The following is a 12,961-nucleotide window of genomic DNA, read 5'->3' as shown; positions in this document are numbered from 1 at the left end:
CTGGCGCCATGATCGAACTCGCATTGGCCAGCGGCATCGGCGTGCTGACCGCGTGCGGCGTCTACCTGCTGCTGCGCGCGCGCAGCTTCGACGTCATCCTCGGCCTGACCCTGCTGTCCTACGCCACCAACCTGCTGATCTTCGCGTCCGGGCGCCCGGTGATCGGCAAGCCGCCGGTGTTGCGCGAAGGCGTGGCCGAGACGCTGGCCAACTACACCGATCCGCTGCCGCAGGCGCTGGTGCTGACCGCGATCGTGATCGCCTTCGCGATGACCGCGGTCGCGATCGTGGTGGCCATGCGCAGCCGCGCCGACAACCGCAGCGACCACGTCGACGGCCATGAGCCGGAAACGCCGGAGACGGAGCGATGAACCACCTGCCGGTCCTTCCGGTGCTGCTGCCGCTGCTGGCCGCCGCGTTGGCGCTGCTGGTCCCGCGCCGGAGCGTCGCCGCGCAGCGGCTGGTGTCGTGGTTGTCCATGGGTGCGCTGCTGGCGGTCGCGATCCTGCTGGCGCGGCAGGCCGGCCAGGGCGAGGTGCTGGTCTATCTGCTCGGCGACTGGCCGGCGCGGCTGGGAATCGCGCTGACGGTGGACCGGCTCGGCGCGATGATGCTGCTGACCACCGCCCTGCTCGCCATCCCCTGCCTGCTGTACGCCTGCGCCGGCTGGGACCGCCGCGCGCTGCATTTCCACGCGCTGTTCCAGCTGCAGCTGGCCGGGCTCAACGGCGCCTTCCTGACCGGCGACCTGTTCAACCTGTTCGTATTCTTCGAGGTGCTGCTGATCGCCTCCTACGGGCTGATGCTCAGCGGCGGCCGCGGCCCGCGGATGAGCGCCGGCCTGCACTATGTCGCCTTCAACATCACCGCCTCGACCCTGTTCCTGGTCGCCCTCGGCCTGCTCTACGGCCTGACCGGGACGCTCAACATGGCGGAGATGGCATTGCGCGTGGCCGAGGCCGATCCTGGCGACGTCGCGCTGATCCAGGCCGCGTCCGGCATCCTGCTGGTGGTGTTCTGTGCCAAGGCGGCGCTGCTGCCGCTGTACCTGTGGCTGCCGGAGACCTACGCGCGCGCGCCGGCGGCGGTCGCCGCGCTGTTCACGGTGATGACCAAGGTCGGCGTGTACGCGGTGCTGCGCGTGTACGCCCTGGTGTTCGGCAGCGAGGCGGGCGCGCTGGCCGGCTGGGCCTGGGACTGGCTGCTGCCGGCCGGCATCGTCACCCTGGTGCTGGCGTCGCTGGGCGCGCTGGCCTCGCCGACGCTGCGCGCGCAGGCCGCGTGGCTGGTGATCGCCTCGGCGGCGACACTGTTCATCGCCTTTTCCCTGGGCACCCCCGGGACGTTGTCGGCCGGGTTGTACTACCTGATCCAGAGCACCTTCGCGGTCGCGGCGCTGTTCCTGATCGCCGACATGATCCGCCGCCAGCGCGGCAAGGCCGGCGACCGCCTCGACATCGCCGCGCCGCTCGGGCACAAGACCGCGCTCGGCCTGCTGTTCCTGGTCGCCGCGGTGTCGATCAGCGGACTGCCGCCCCTGCCGGGCTTCATCGGCAAGTTCATGCTGCTGGCGGCGGTGCCGGAGACGCGGTTGGCTTGGGTGTGGAGCACCGTCCTGATCACCAGCCTGCTGGCGGTATTGGCGCTGGCGCGCTCGGGCAGCCAGCTGATCTGGCGCGCGGAGACGTTCGCCGACACGGCCGCCGCGCCGCGGCCGCCGCGCGCGCCGCAGCGCATCGCCGTGGCGCTGCTGCTGGGCTACGGTGTCGTGCTGATGCTGGCCTCCGGCCCGGCGCTGCGCTATACCCAGGCCGCCGCCGAACAGGTGCTGGCGCCCGCCGACTACATGCAGCAGGTGCGCGGCACCGCGCCACAAAGGAGGGCGCCGTCGCCATGAGACGTTTCCTGCCGTCGCTGCCGCTGAGCATCGCGGTCCTGGCGCTGTGGCTGCTGCTGGTCTCCGACTTCGGTCCCGGGCAGCTGGTCATCGGCCTGGTGCTGGCGATCGCATTGCCGCTGTTCGCCGACATGCTCAAGCCCGAGCGCGCGCACATCGGCCGCCTGCTGATGGCGCTGCGGCTGGGCGGCACCGTGTTCGTCGACATCGTGCGCTCCAATATCGAGGTCGCGCGGCGGATCCTCGGCCCGGAGCGCGCGATCACCCCCGGCTTCGTGCAGGTGCCGCTGGAACTGGGCAACATCCACGGCATCACCGTGCTCGCCAGCATCATCACGCTGACGCCGGGCACGGTGTCGGCGGAACTGAGCGACGATCGTCGCCATCTGCTGGTGCACTGCTTCAACCTCAAGGACGCCGACGATGTGATCGACACCATCAAGACGCGCTACGAGGCCGCACTGAAGGAGATCTTCCCGTGATCGAGACCGCCGTCGCCGTGGCGCTGTATGCGGTCGGCCTGGCGATGCTGATGAGCCTGTGGCGACTGCTGCGCGGGCCCAGCGTGCCGGACCGCATCCTGGCGCTGGACACCCTGTACGTGAACACGATCGCCTTGCTGATCCTGTTCGGCATGTATCTGGATTCGTCGATCTACTTCGAGGCCGCGCTGATCATCGCCATGCTCGGCTTCGTCAGCACGGTGATGCTGAGCAAGTACGTGTTGCGCCGGGACATCGTCGAATGAGCGCCGCCTTCGAGATCCTGCTGGTGGCGCTGCTGGCCGTGGGCACCTTCTTCGTGCTGGTGGGCTCGATCGGCCTGGTCAAGCTTTCGGAATTCTTCAAGCGCCTGCACGGCCCGACCAAGGCCACCACCCTGGGCGTAGGGTGCATCCTGTTGGCGTCGATCGGCCACCACGCGGCGCTCGGCGACGGCCTCGGCCTGCGCGAGCTGTTGATCACCGGCTTCCTGTTCATCACCGCGCCGATCAGCGCCCATCTGATGGCCAAGGCGGCGCTGTCGCTGGCCGACGAGAACCCGCGGCCGCCGACCACGGAGAGCGACCGCAACGACCAGCCCCCCCCGTAGAGCGGAGCTTGCTCCGCTGCGTGGGCTCCGGAGCCTAAGGCAGCGGAGCAAGCTCCGCTCTACGGGATGAGGTCACGGGGCGTGTGGTCAGATCAGGAGCAATTCGAACGCGACCCACGCCGCGAACGCGGCCACGAGGATGCCGCCCTCGAGGCGGCTGATCCGCAGGTCGCCGCGCAGCATCGGGTACAGGGCGAGCACGAACGCGATCGCCACCGGCAGTTCCAGCCGCACGAAGGAGGCGGGCAGCGGCTGCGGCCGCAGCGCGGCCATGCCGCCGACCACCACCAGCAGGTTGAACAGGCTGGAACCGAGCACGTGCCCGGCGACCATGTCGCCGCGCCCATGCCGCGCCGCCATGATGGCCGCCGCCGCTTCCGGCAGCGCGGTGCCGATCGCCACCGGCAGCAGTCCGACCAGCAGCGGTGACAACCCCCACACCGCGCCCAGCCCGAGGCCGCCCTGCACGACGTATCCGGCGCCGAAATACAGCAGCGCCGCCGCCACCGCGATCCGGACCAGGTTGAGACCGAGCAGCGGACGCGTGGCCACGTAGCCGGCGATCTCTTCGCGCACGCCGGCGTCCTCGCGCCGCGCACGCGCCAGCAGGAAACCGAGCATCGCGGCGAAACCCAGCAGCAGTCCGGCGCCTTCGAGGCGGCCGATGCGGCCGTCGAGCCCGAAGGCGATCGTCGCCAGCGTCGCCGCCGCCAGCAGCACCAGCATCGGCGCCAGCAGTCGCATCCGCAGCACCAGCGGCGCGACCAGCGCCGCCAGTCCCAGGGTCAGGCCGAAGTTGACGATGTTGCTGCCGACCGCATTGCCCAATGCCAGTTGCGATTCGCCGATCGCGAACGCACGTGCATTGACCGCCAGCTCCGGCAGCGACGTGGCGAAGGCCAGCAGCAGCAGGCCGGCGACGAACGGCGACACGCCCAGGCGCCGCGCCAGGCCCGAGGTCCCCTTGACGATCGAATCGCCACCGAGCGCCAGCAGCGCCAGGCCGAGTACGAACCAGCCGATCGACTCCATCATCATCGCCGGACTCCTTTAGCTGAAAGCCAGGAACGAGAAACGAGGAGTGAGAAACGAGTAAAAGCGAACGCCCTGCGCCTCGTTCCCGTTTCCTGCACTTGAGGGCGGCTCTCGGCGTAGCCCACCTCGCAGACTCCTCGCCGCGGGTCTGCCGCGATTCCAGGCGCGGAACAGAAACGAGAGGAATGAACGAGTACGGACCAAGGCTCTTCTCTCGTTTCTCACTCCTCGTTTCTCGTTCCTAGCCCTTAAGAGCACCCTTCGACGTAGTCCACCTGCGGCGGCACGCCGATGCGCCATTCGGTCACCCGGCCGTCGGCGTCGGTGGCGAACAGCAGCACGCCCTCGCCGCCCGCCTCGTCGGCGATGCGCAGGTATTTGCCGCCCTCGATGTACTTGTGCGGACGCGTCTCGACCCGGCCAGGATACAGCGCCTCGATCTCGTCGGCGTTCATGCCCGCCCGGCCTCCGCCCGGTGCGGCGATGTCGTCGGCGCGCACGTCGATGCGCGAGAAGCGATCGCCCTCGATCATGAAGGCGAGACGATAACCGTCGGATGGCTGCGGCTGCGGCATCAGGTAATAGCAACCGCCGGGCTCCGAGGGCGTGGCCTCGCCGAGGTCGGCGCCCCAGGCCATGCGCACCTGCTCCTGGTCGGCGCCGAACGCGGCCGGGCCGAAGCCCTCGAAGGTGATCGCACCTTCGGCAGGCATCCCCATCGCCGCGACCGCATCGGCCGCGGTCGCCGGCGGTACGTCCTCCTCGGGCTGGTCGAGCGGCGGCGGTGCCGCCGGATCGTCCATGGCGTCGCCGGCCGGGGCCGCAGGTGCATCTCCGACGGGGTCGGGGGCCTTCTCGCCTTGGCAGGCGGTCAGCGCGAATGCAAGCAGTGCAGCGGCGAAGAGCGAAATCCGCATCTTCATGACGTGGCTCCTGGCCGGATGGTGACGGCAAGCGTACGCGATCGCGAGCGGCGCGGCGCAGATTGGTACGGCCGGCCCGTCCGGTGCCCCGACCGCGGAAGCGCCGGGCGATAACCCGCAGCCATCTCGCCACCAACATCGTCACCGACAGTCCGCACCCCGTCATTCCAGCGCAAGCTGGAAGCGCTTTACAACAGCGAAGCTGGTCATCCATTTTGCTTTGGCCTCGACGCCGGCGACAAAATCACATTGGATCCCAGCTTGCGCTGGGATGACGGCCAGGCGCTTCTCATCCACGGATTACGCGTTGTTATCGCTCCCGGCGAGGCAGCGTGAAATGCTTCTCCAGCCCCACCCAGCAGGCCTGGTAGTCGCGCTGCCGGTGCCCGGCATCGATTGCCTGCTGCGTCGGCCGGATCACCGCGCGGGTCTCGAACATGAAGGCCATGGTGTCGGCGATCACGTCCGGCTTCGACAGGTCGGCGTTCGACGCCTTCTCGAACGTCGCCGCGTCCGGCCCGTGCCCGCTCATGCAGTTGTGCAGCGAGCAGCCGCCGGGCGCGAACCCTTCCGCCTTGGCATCGTAGGCACCGTGCACCAGGCCCATGAACTCGCTGGCGACGTTGCGGTGGAACCACGGCGGCCGGAAGGTGTGCTGCGCCACCAGCCAGCGCGGCGGGAAGATCGCGAAGTCCATGTTGGCCGTGCCCGGGGTGTCGCTGGGCGCGGTGAGCACCGTGAAGATGCTCGGATCGGGATGGTCGAAGCTGATCGAGCCGATCGCGTTGAAGCGGCGCAGGTCGTACTTGTAGGGCGCGTAGTTGCCGTGCCAGCCGACCACGTCGAGCGGCGAGTGGTCGATGTCGGCGCGCCACAGGTGCCCCTGGAACTTGGCGACCAGTTCGAAATTCTTCCCAACAGCCGCGCTTTCCACGTCCTCGTAGGCCGCGCAGGGCGTGAGGAAATCGCGCGGATTGGCCAGGCCGTTGGCGCCGATCGGCCCCAGGTCCGGCAATCGCAGCTGCGCACCGAAGTTCTCGCACACGTAGCCGCGCGAGGGCCCGTCCGGCAGTTCGACGCGGAAGCGGATGCCGCGCGGGACCACCGCGATCTCCTGCGGCTCGACCTCGAGCAGGCCGAGCTCGGTGGCGATGCGCAGCCGCCCCTGCTGCGGCACGATCAGCAGCTCGCCATCGGCGCTGTAGAAGAAACGCCCCTCCATCGAGGCGTTGGCGGCGTAGACATGGATGCCGACGCCCTGCTGCGCGCCGGCATGGCCGTTGCCGCCCATGGTGAACAGTCCATCGACGAAATCGACCGGCGCCTCCGCGGGAATCGACATCGGGCTCCAGCGCAGCTGGTCGGGGGAAACCGGGCCGTGGACGAAATCGTCGTGCAGGCGCGGCTGCTCGAACGGCGCGAAGCCGCCGTGCGTCAGCGCCGGCCGGATCCGGTACAGCCAGCTGCGCCGGTTCACGCCGCGCGGTGCGGTGAACGCGGTGCCGCTCAGCTGCTCGGCGTAGAGCCCGTGCGCGACCTTCTGCGGCGAGTTCTGCCCGACCGGCAGGGTGCCGGGTTCGGCCTCGGTGGCGAACTCGTTGCCGAAGCCGGACATGTAGCGCGTGTTCACCACATCACTCCTTCAAAGCATTTTCGCCACGGATCCACACGGATGAACGCGGATCAACCATAGCCAAGAGATATCCGCGTTCATCCGCGCAAATCCGTGGCCGAATCGATCGCCTACAGCACGCCGCGCTTCATCTGGTCGCGCTCGATGCTCTCGAACAGGGCCTGGAAGTTGCCCTCGCCGAAGCCTTCGTTGCCCTTGCGCTGGATGATCTCGAAGAAGATCGGGCCGATCGCGTTCCGGGTGAAGATCTGCAGCAGCAGGCGCTGCTTGGTCTCGGCGTCGGCGTCGATCAGGATCTTGTTGCGCGCCAGGCGCTGCACGTCCTCGCCGTGGTTCGGAATGCGCTGGTCGATCACCTCGAAGTAGGTGTCGGGCGTGTCCAGGAACTCGACACCCGCCGCGCGCATCTTTTCCACCGTGACGTAGATGTCGTCGGTGAAGCAGGCAATGTGCTGGATGCCCTCGCCCTTGTACGCGTCGAGGTATTCGTTGATCTGGCTCTTGGGATCGCTGGACTCGTTGAGCGGGATGCGCACGACGCCGTCCGGCGCGGTCATCGCCTTCGACACAAGGCCGGTCTTGGCGCCCTTGATGTCGAAATAGCGGATCTCGCGGAAGTTGAACAACCGCTCGTAGTAGTCGGACCACTTCTGCATGTTGCCCTGGTACAGGTTATGGGTCAGGTGGTCGATGAAGGTCAGCCCGAAACCGGGCGGATCCTGGTCGGCACCTTCGACCGGCACGAAGTCCTCGTAGACCGTGCCCTTGCCGCCGTAGCGGTCGACCAGGTACAGCATGCAGTCGCCGATGCCCTTGACCACCGGCACGTCGACGGCCCTGGTGGATGCCTTGTTGTCCACGGCCTTGCCGCCGTTCTCCAGCACCTTGTCGAACACCTCGGTGGCGGGCTTGGCGAAGCGGATCGCGAAGCCGCAGGCGCAGGGCCCGTGGGCGGCGGCAAAATCGGCGGCGAACGAATCCGGATCCTCGTTGACCAGGAAGTTCACCCCGCCCTGGCGATAGACGGTGATCGCGCGCGACCGGTGCCTGAGCACGGCGCTGAACCCCATCTTGCGGAAGTAGTCGTGCAGCATCGCCCCCCGGCCCGCGGGGGCGGCGAACTCGACGAACTCGAAGCCGTCGATGCCCATCGGGTTCTCGAACGTGGTCACCTGCATGCCGAGGTTGGGGCCCTGGGTCTGCGCGTGGGGTTGGGCGCTCATGATCGACTCCTGCTGTGCGGGCACGGCGCGCTACAGTGCGCCATGCGATTGACGAATCTCCTTTATAGTTTCATATGCAACCATTTGCAAGGTGCAATGCAGCATGAGCCGTGACCCCACGCCACCCCAGGACCGCGCCGCCGCGCACGAAGTGCTGGAGCTCGAGCGCTTCCTGCCCTACCGGCTGAGCGTGCTGTCCAACCACGTCAGCCAGACCATCGCCACCGCCTATGCCGAGCGCTTCGGCATCGGCATCACCGAGTGGCGGGTGATCGCGGTGCTGGGCCGCTATCCGGAACTGTCGGCGAACGCCGTCGCCGACCGCACCGCCATGGACAAGGTGGCGGTGAGCCGCGCGGTGGCGCGGCTGCTGCGGCGCGGGCTGCTCGAGCGCGAGATGCACGGCAGCGACCGCCGCCGCTCGGTGCTGCAGCTGAGCGAGGCCGGCTACCGGGTCTACGACGAGGTGGTGCCGCTGGCGCTGGGCTACGAGCGCAACCTGCTGGCACGGCTGGACGACGAGGAGCGCGCCATGCTCGACCGGCTGCTGACCAAGCTGGACCTGGCCTCGCGGCCGTAGCGACCGCGCACTTCGCTCCGTCGCCGCTGCGGCGGCCCCGCGTCGCCGCTTCCGCCCGGCTATTGACGTGGAACAATCGCGGAGGCCATGGTGCCCGGGTTTGTCCATCCGGAAGTCCATCCATGAACCAGTCGGCAGCCGCCCAGGCGAAACACCCACCCGGTCTCTACACCCTGTTCTTCCTGGAAATGTGGGAGCGCTTCTCCTACTACGGGATGCGGGCGATCCTGTTCCTGTTCATGGTCGCCGCGGTCGAGGCCGGCGGCCTCGGATTCACCGAGCAGCACGCCGGCGCGGTGTACGGGCTCTACACCGCGGGCGTGTACCTGCTGGCGGTGCCCGGCGGATGGGTCGCCGACCGGCTGATCGGGCAGCAGAAGGCGGTCTGGTACGGCGGCATCATCATCGCCCTGGGCCACTTCAGCCTCGCGGTGCCGAACCTGCCGTTCTTCTATCTGGGCCTGTTCCTGATCGTGATCGGCACCGGCCTGCTCAAGCCCAACGCCTCGACCATCGTCGGCGAGCTGTATCCGGAAGGCGGCGCGCGCCGTGATGCCGGCTTCTCGCTGTTCTACATGGGCATCAATCTCGGCGCCTTCGTCGGCCCCCTCGCCGTAGGCTGGCTGGCGCAGAAGGTCCAGTGGCACTACGGCTTCGCCGCCGCCGGCGTGTTCATGGTGCTCGGCGTCATCCAGTACCACGTCCAGCGGCCCAAGCTGGGCGACGCCGGCGCACGGCCGACCCGGGATTTCGACGACCCCGTCGACGCGTCGCGGCTGCGCAACGAGTGGCGCGGGCTCTGGATCGCGGTGGCGGCGATGGCGGCGATGGTGGTCGCAGTGTTCGCCGGCGTGGTAACGATCGATCCGGAGCTTGTCGCGCGCAGCGCGGCTGCGGTGATCATCGGCATCGCGGTGGTGTACTTCACCTACATCCTGCTGTTCGGCCGCGTCGACGCGCAGGACAAGCGCAGGGTCTGGCTGCTTGCGATCCTGTTCATCTTCTCGGCGATGTTCTGGGCCGGGTTCGAGCAGGCCGGCTCCTCGCTCAACATCTTCGCCCAGCGCTATACCGATCGCATGATCTTCGGCTGGGAGATGCCGGCGTCGTGGCTGCAGTCGATCAACCCGATCTTCATCATCCTGCTGGCGCCGGTGTTCGCCGCCATCTGGCTCCGGCTCGGCGCGCGCAACCTCAATCCGTCGGTGCCGTTCAAGTTCGCCCTCGCCCTGGTCTCGCTGGGGCTCGGCTTCGCGGTGATGGCCCTCGCCGCCACCTTCGCGGCTGCCGGCGAGCAGGTACTGCCGCTGTGGCTGGTACTGACCTACCTGCTGCACACCACCGGCGAGCTGTGCCTGAGCCCGGTCGGACTGTCGGCGGTCACCAAACTGGCGCCGCGCAAGTTCCTCGGCCAGATGATGGGCCTGTGGTTCATCTCGGTCTCGCTCGGCAACCTGTTCGCCGGTCTGATCGCCGGACAGTTCGACCACGAGTCACTGCCGCAGATGCCCGGCATGTTCCTGTCGATCTTCCTGTGGACCGCGGGACCGGGCGTGTTCCTGCTACTGCTGTCGCGTTGGCTCAAGGGTCTGGCCGGCGGCCGCACCTGAGGGCTTTGGCATCGTCCACCGTGCCGTCCATGGCGGAACAATCCCGGCTCCGGGCCGCCCGGCCCGGCTTGCCTGCCCCGGCCCCGCGCAGCGCGCGGGGCGTTCGCCCGAGGCGCGAGGCAATGCCTCGCAAACGCCTCGTGCTCACCCCGGATAAACGTAACTCGCGCCCACGCCCAGCGGGATGCCCAGCGCCCAGAAGCCGATCAGGAACGCGGTCCACACCACCAGCAGCGTGATCGAGAACGGCAGCATCAGCGCCAGCAGGGTGCCGATGCCGCTGGACTGCACGTAGCGCCGGCAGAACACCACCACCAGCGGGAAATACGGCATCAGCGGCGTGATGATGTTGGTGCTGGAGTCGCCGACGCGGTAGGCGGCCTGGGTCAGGTCCGGCGAGACGCCCAGCTGCATCAGCATCGGCACCATGACCGCGCCGATCAGCGCCCACTTCGCCGAGGCCGAGCCGACCATCAGGTTGACGAAACTCGACAGCAGCACGATGCCGACCAGGGTCACCCCCATCGGGAAGTTCATCGCCTGCAGCCAGGCGGCGCCCTTGATCGCCATCAGCGCACCCAGGTTGCTCTGCCCGAAGGCGTAGATGAACTGCGCGGCGAAGAACGCCATGACGATGTAGTACGCCATGCTGCCCATCGCCTTGCTCATGCCCTGGATGACGTCGCGGTGGCTCTTGACCGTGCCGGCCACGTAGCCGTAGATCACGCCCGGAATCAGGAAGAAGATGAAGATCAGCGGCACGATCGACTGCATCACCGGCGCCGCGGCGACCAGCAGCGGGTGCCCGCCGGGCGGCACCGCGTCGGCCGGCGCGCGCCACGCCGAGGTCTCCGGCATCATCGACACCGCGAACACCACCACCGCCGCCACCATTCCGAGCACCGCCAGCAGCAATCCCTTGCGTTCTCGCGGCTCGAGCGCGTCCATGGTCTGGAATTCGCTGACGTCGCCGTCGACCTCGGTACGGCGCAGGCGCGGCTCGATCACCTTGTCGGTCAGGAACCAGCCGATCGCGACCACCAGGAAGGTCGAGGCGGTAGTGAAGACATAGTTGTTCAGCGGGTTCACGACCACCGTCGGATCGATGATCCGTGCCGCTTCCTGGGTCAGCCCGGCCAGCAACGGGTCCAGGCTCGAGGGCACGAACAGCGTGGCGGAGAACCCGCCCGACACGCCCGCGAAGGCGGCCGCGATGCCCGCCAGCGGGTGCCGCCCGGCGGCATAGAAGATCACCGCGCCGAGCGGGATCACCAGCACGTAGCCGGCATCGACCGCCACGTGGCTGAGCACGCCCACCGCGATCAGCACCGGGGTCAGCAGCATCTTCGGCGTGAACGACAGGATCGCGCGCAGCGCGGCGCTGATGAAGCCGGTGTGCTCGGCCACGCCCAGGCCCAGCATCGCCACCAGCACCACGCCCAGCGGCGCGAAGTTGACGAAGGTGCGCACCATTTGCGCCATGAACTCGGTGAAGCTGGCGCCGCTGAGCATGTTGCGGATCTGGATCGGATCGCCGTTGCGCGGATCGACCTCGGCGAAGCTCATGTTGGCCAGCAGGGCCGAAGCCACCCACACCACGACCATCAGGATCAGGAACAGCATCGCCGGATCCGGCAGCTTGTTGCCGACGCGCTCCACTGCATCGAGGAAACGGGTCACCACGTTGCGTGACGCTGCCCCGGTTTCCGGGCTGGGCTGGCTCATGCGCTGGCTCCTGTCTGTAGGATGAACCGCCGCATCCTAGCAGCCCCGGAGCGCCGCGACGGTCCAGCGGACCGGCTCACCCCGTAGAGCGGAGCTTGCTCCGCTGCCCCCGGCCCCGGAGCCGCCGTTTCCTGTAGAGCCGAGCTTGCTCGGCTGCTCGGCTCCGGAGCCCGGGCGCCGCCGGGGCCCTTGCAGGGCCGAGTTCGCTCGGCTGCATCGGCTCCGGAACCGGGAGCAGCCGAGCAAGCTCGGCTCTACGGGATGCAGGCGTCAGGCGCCGTATTCCCGCGGCGCTCCGATGTGGGTGCGCACCTCGAACAGCTCCGGGAAGAACGTCAGCTCCAGCGCCTGCTTGAGGAAGCCCACGCCGCTGGAACCACCGGTGCCGCGCTTGAAGCCGATGATCCGCATCACCGTGCGCATGTGGCGGAAGCGCCACAGCTGGAACTGCGTCTCCACGTCCACCAGGTCCTCGCTCAGGGCGTACTCGCGCCAGTAGCGGTCGGTATCCTCGTAGACGGCGCCGAGCACCGGCAGCAGGTCCCGGTCCAGCGCATGCGGCTGGCGCCAGTCGCGTTGCAGGTGCTTTTCCGGCACCGCATGTCCCCAGCGCGCCAGGTAGCACAGGAACTCGTCGTAGAGGCTCGGCGCCTCCAGCGCCTCGCGCAGCGCCGCCTGGCCCTCCGGATCATGGGCGAACACCCGCAGCATGGCGGCATTCTTGTTGCCCAGCAGGAACTCCATGCTGCGGTACTGCAGCGACTGGAATCCCGACGACGGCCCCAGGATCTCGCGGAACTCCAGGTACTCGGCCGGGGTAAGCGTTTCCAGCACCGACCACTGTTCGGTCAGCTGCCGCAGCACCTGCTTGCAGCGCGCCAGCACCTTGCGGCAGCGCCAGACCTCGTCGCGCCTGAGGTGCGCGATCGCCGCCGAGAGCTCGTGGATCATCAGCTTGATCCACAGCTCCGACACCTGGTGCTGGACGATGAACAGCATCTCGTCGTGGTGCGGCGGGTCCGACAGCGGCTGCTGCGCCGACAGCAACCGGTCCAGGCGCAGATAGCCGGCGTAGGTCAGCTGCCCGTTCAGGTCGATGTGGATGCCCGCCTCGAGCGGCCGTTCGTTGCGCTGGTCGGTCATCCATGCAGATTAACCCAATCGCCCCGCCGGCCCGGTCGGCGGCGGCGGCGGCGTCATGCAACCGACATCGGTTCCGGGCACAATCGGGCGGCCGGGGGGG

At 68.4% G+C, this 12,961-nt stretch carries 14 protein-coding genes; 7 read left to right on the top strand and 7 right to left on the bottom strand.

Going from position 1 to position 12,961, the window contains the following annotated elements:
- Positions 1-11 precede the first annotated feature (11 nt).
- Genes AB5T46_RS09420 through AB5T46_RS09400 form a run of 5 tightly spaced genes read left to right on the top strand, consistent with a single transcriptional unit; the run spans position 12 to position 2,989 of the window.
- A complete protein-coding gene (locus AB5T46_RS09420) occupies positions 12-371 on the top strand; it encodes a Na+/H+ antiporter subunit C (protein ID WP_370563734.1) in 360 nt (119 codons plus the stop codon).
- Entirely contained in the window at positions 368-1,897 is a 1,530-nt protein-coding gene (locus AB5T46_RS09415; RefSeq protein WP_370563649.1) for a monovalent cation/H+ antiporter subunit D, read from the top strand. The genes AB5T46_RS09420 and AB5T46_RS09415 overlap by 4 nt, the downstream gene beginning before the upstream one ends.
- Positions 1,894-2,379 carry a Na+/H+ antiporter subunit E gene (locus AB5T46_RS09410; RefSeq protein ID WP_370563648.1) on the top strand — a complete coding sequence of 162 codons (486 nt, stop codon included), beginning with the start codon at positions 1,894-1,896 and terminating at the stop codon, positions 2,377-2,379. The genes AB5T46_RS09415 and AB5T46_RS09410 overlap by 4 nt, the downstream gene beginning before the upstream one ends.
- A gap of 44 nt (positions 2,380-2,423) precedes the next feature.
- Positions 2,424-2,645 carry a K+/H+ antiporter subunit F gene (locus AB5T46_RS09405; RefSeq protein ID WP_370563733.1) on the top strand — a complete coding sequence of 74 codons (222 nt, stop codon included), beginning with the start codon at positions 2,424-2,426 and terminating at the stop codon, positions 2,643-2,645.
- Entirely contained in the window at positions 2,642-2,989 is a 348-nt protein-coding gene (locus AB5T46_RS09400) for a Na+/H+ antiporter subunit G (protein ID WP_370563647.1), read from the top strand. Before AB5T46_RS09405 ends, AB5T46_RS09400 begins: the two co-directional genes overlap by 4 nt.
- A gap of 87 nt (positions 2,990-3,076) precedes the next feature.
- Here the strand turns inward: AB5T46_RS09400 and AB5T46_RS09395 are convergent, their stop codons facing one another.
- From AB5T46_RS09395 to hppD, 5 genes are all read right to left on the bottom strand, one after another.
- Positions 3,077-4,027 carry a sodium:calcium antiporter gene (locus AB5T46_RS09395; RefSeq protein ID WP_370563646.1) on the bottom strand — a complete coding sequence of 317 codons (951 nt, stop codon included), beginning with the start codon at positions 4,025-4,027 and terminating at the stop codon, positions 3,077-3,079.
- A gap of 245 nt (positions 4,028-4,272) precedes the next feature.
- Positions 4,273-4,947, bottom strand: coding sequence for a hypothetical protein (locus tag AB5T46_RS09390; protein WP_370563645.1), 675 nt, complete (start codon positions 4,945-4,947; stop codon positions 4,273-4,275).
- Positions 4,948-5,109: 162 nt separating this feature from the next.
- A complete protein-coding gene (locus tag AB5T46_RS09385; protein WP_370563644.1) occupies positions 5,110-5,244 on the bottom strand; it encodes a hypothetical protein in 135 nt (44 codons plus the stop codon).
- A gap of 13 nt (positions 5,245-5,257) precedes the next feature.
- Positions 5,258-6,562: a homogentisate 1,2-dioxygenase gene (gene hmgA / locus AB5T46_RS09380; protein WP_370563731.1), complete on the bottom strand. Its 1,305-nt coding sequence runs from the start codon at positions 6,560-6,562 to the stop codon at positions 5,258-5,260.
- 128 nt (positions 6,563-6,690) lie between these two features.
- Positions 6,691-7,803 carry a 4-hydroxyphenylpyruvate dioxygenase gene (gene hppD, locus AB5T46_RS09375; RefSeq protein ID WP_370563643.1) on the bottom strand — a complete coding sequence of 371 codons (1,113 nt, stop codon included), beginning with the start codon at positions 7,801-7,803 and terminating at the stop codon, positions 6,691-6,693.
- 103 nt (positions 7,804-7,906) lie between these two features.
- Between hppD and AB5T46_RS09370 the strand changes: the two genes are divergently transcribed.
- Positions 7,907-8,383, top strand: a complete 477-nt coding sequence (locus tag AB5T46_RS09370; RefSeq protein WP_370563642.1) for a MarR family winged helix-turn-helix transcriptional regulator — start codon at positions 7,907-7,909, stop codon at positions 8,381-8,383.
- 122 nt (positions 8,384-8,505) lie between these two features.
- A complete protein-coding gene (locus AB5T46_RS09365) occupies positions 8,506-9,993 on the top strand; it encodes a peptide MFS transporter (protein ID WP_370563641.1) in 1,488 nt (495 codons plus the stop codon).
- A 144-nt stretch (positions 9,994-10,137) separates the two neighbouring features.
- On the opposite strand, the gene AB5T46_RS09360 is transcribed toward AB5T46_RS09365, so the two are convergent.
- Both AB5T46_RS09360 and AB5T46_RS09355 read right to left on the bottom strand, forming a co-directional pair.
- A complete protein-coding gene (locus AB5T46_RS09360) occupies positions 10,138-11,718 on the bottom strand; it encodes an AbgT family transporter (protein ID WP_370563640.1) in 1,581 nt (526 codons plus the stop codon).
- Positions 11,719-11,988: 270 nt separating this feature from the next.
- Positions 11,989-12,861 carry a tryptophan 2,3-dioxygenase gene (locus AB5T46_RS09355; RefSeq protein ID WP_370563639.1) on the bottom strand — a complete coding sequence of 291 codons (873 nt, stop codon included), beginning with the start codon at positions 12,859-12,861 and terminating at the stop codon, positions 11,989-11,991.
- Between the last annotated feature and the right edge of the window lie 100 nt (positions 12,862-12,961).

Origin of the sequence: Luteimonas salinilitoris, assembly GCF_041300785.1 — a bacterium.
GTDB lineage: Bacteria > Pseudomonadota > Gammaproteobacteria > Xanthomonadales > Xanthomonadaceae > Luteimonas > Luteimonas salinilitoris.
The sequence above is the reverse complement of the archived record's forward strand: the minus strand, read 5'-3'. Positions and strand labels throughout refer to the sequence as shown.

Excerpts from the sequence above, each read along its gene's own strand:
- AB5T46_RS09390 (WP_370563645.1), bottom strand. The coding sequence starts at position 4,947 with ATGAAGATGCGGATTTCGCTCTTCGCCGCTGCACTGCTTGCATTCGCG.
- AB5T46_RS09360 (WP_370563640.1), bottom strand. The coding sequence starts at position 11,718 with ATGAGCCAGCCCAGCCCGGAAACCGGGGCAGCGTCACGCAACGTGGTG.
- AB5T46_RS09365 (WP_370563641.1), top strand. The coding sequence starts at position 8,506 with ATGAACCAGTCGGCAGCCGCCCAGGCGAAACACCCACCCGGTCTCTAC.
- AB5T46_RS09370 (WP_370563642.1), top strand. The coding sequence starts at position 7,907 with ATGAGCCGTGACCCCACGCCACCCCAGGACCGCGCCGCCGCGCACGAA.
- AB5T46_RS09400 (WP_370563647.1), top strand. The coding sequence starts at position 2,642 with ATGAGCGCCGCCTTCGAGATCCTGCTGGTGGCGCTGCTGGCCGTGGGC.
- AB5T46_RS09410 (WP_370563648.1), top strand. The coding sequence starts at position 1,894 with ATGAGACGTTTCCTGCCGTCGCTGCCGCTGAGCATCGCGGTCCTGGCG.
- AB5T46_RS09355 (WP_370563639.1), bottom strand. The coding sequence starts at position 12,861 with ATGACCGACCAGCGCAACGAACGGCCGCTCGAGGCGGGCATCCACATC.
- hmgA (WP_370563731.1), bottom strand. The coding sequence starts at position 6,562 with ATGTCCGGCTTCGGCAACGAGTTCGCCACCGAGGCCGAACCCGGCACC.
- hppD (WP_370563643.1), bottom strand. The coding sequence starts at position 7,803 with ATGAGCGCCCAACCCCACGCGCAGACCCAGGGCCCCAACCTCGGCATG.
- AB5T46_RS09405 (WP_370563733.1), top strand. The coding sequence starts at position 2,424 with ATGCTGATGAGCCTGTGGCGACTGCTGCGCGGGCCCAGCGTGCCGGAC.
- AB5T46_RS09415 (WP_370563649.1), top strand. The coding sequence starts at position 368 with ATGAACCACCTGCCGGTCCTTCCGGTGCTGCTGCCGCTGCTGGCCGCC.
- AB5T46_RS09395 (WP_370563646.1), bottom strand. The coding sequence starts at position 4,027 with ATGATGATGGAGTCGATCGGCTGGTTCGTACTCGGCCTGGCGCTGCTG.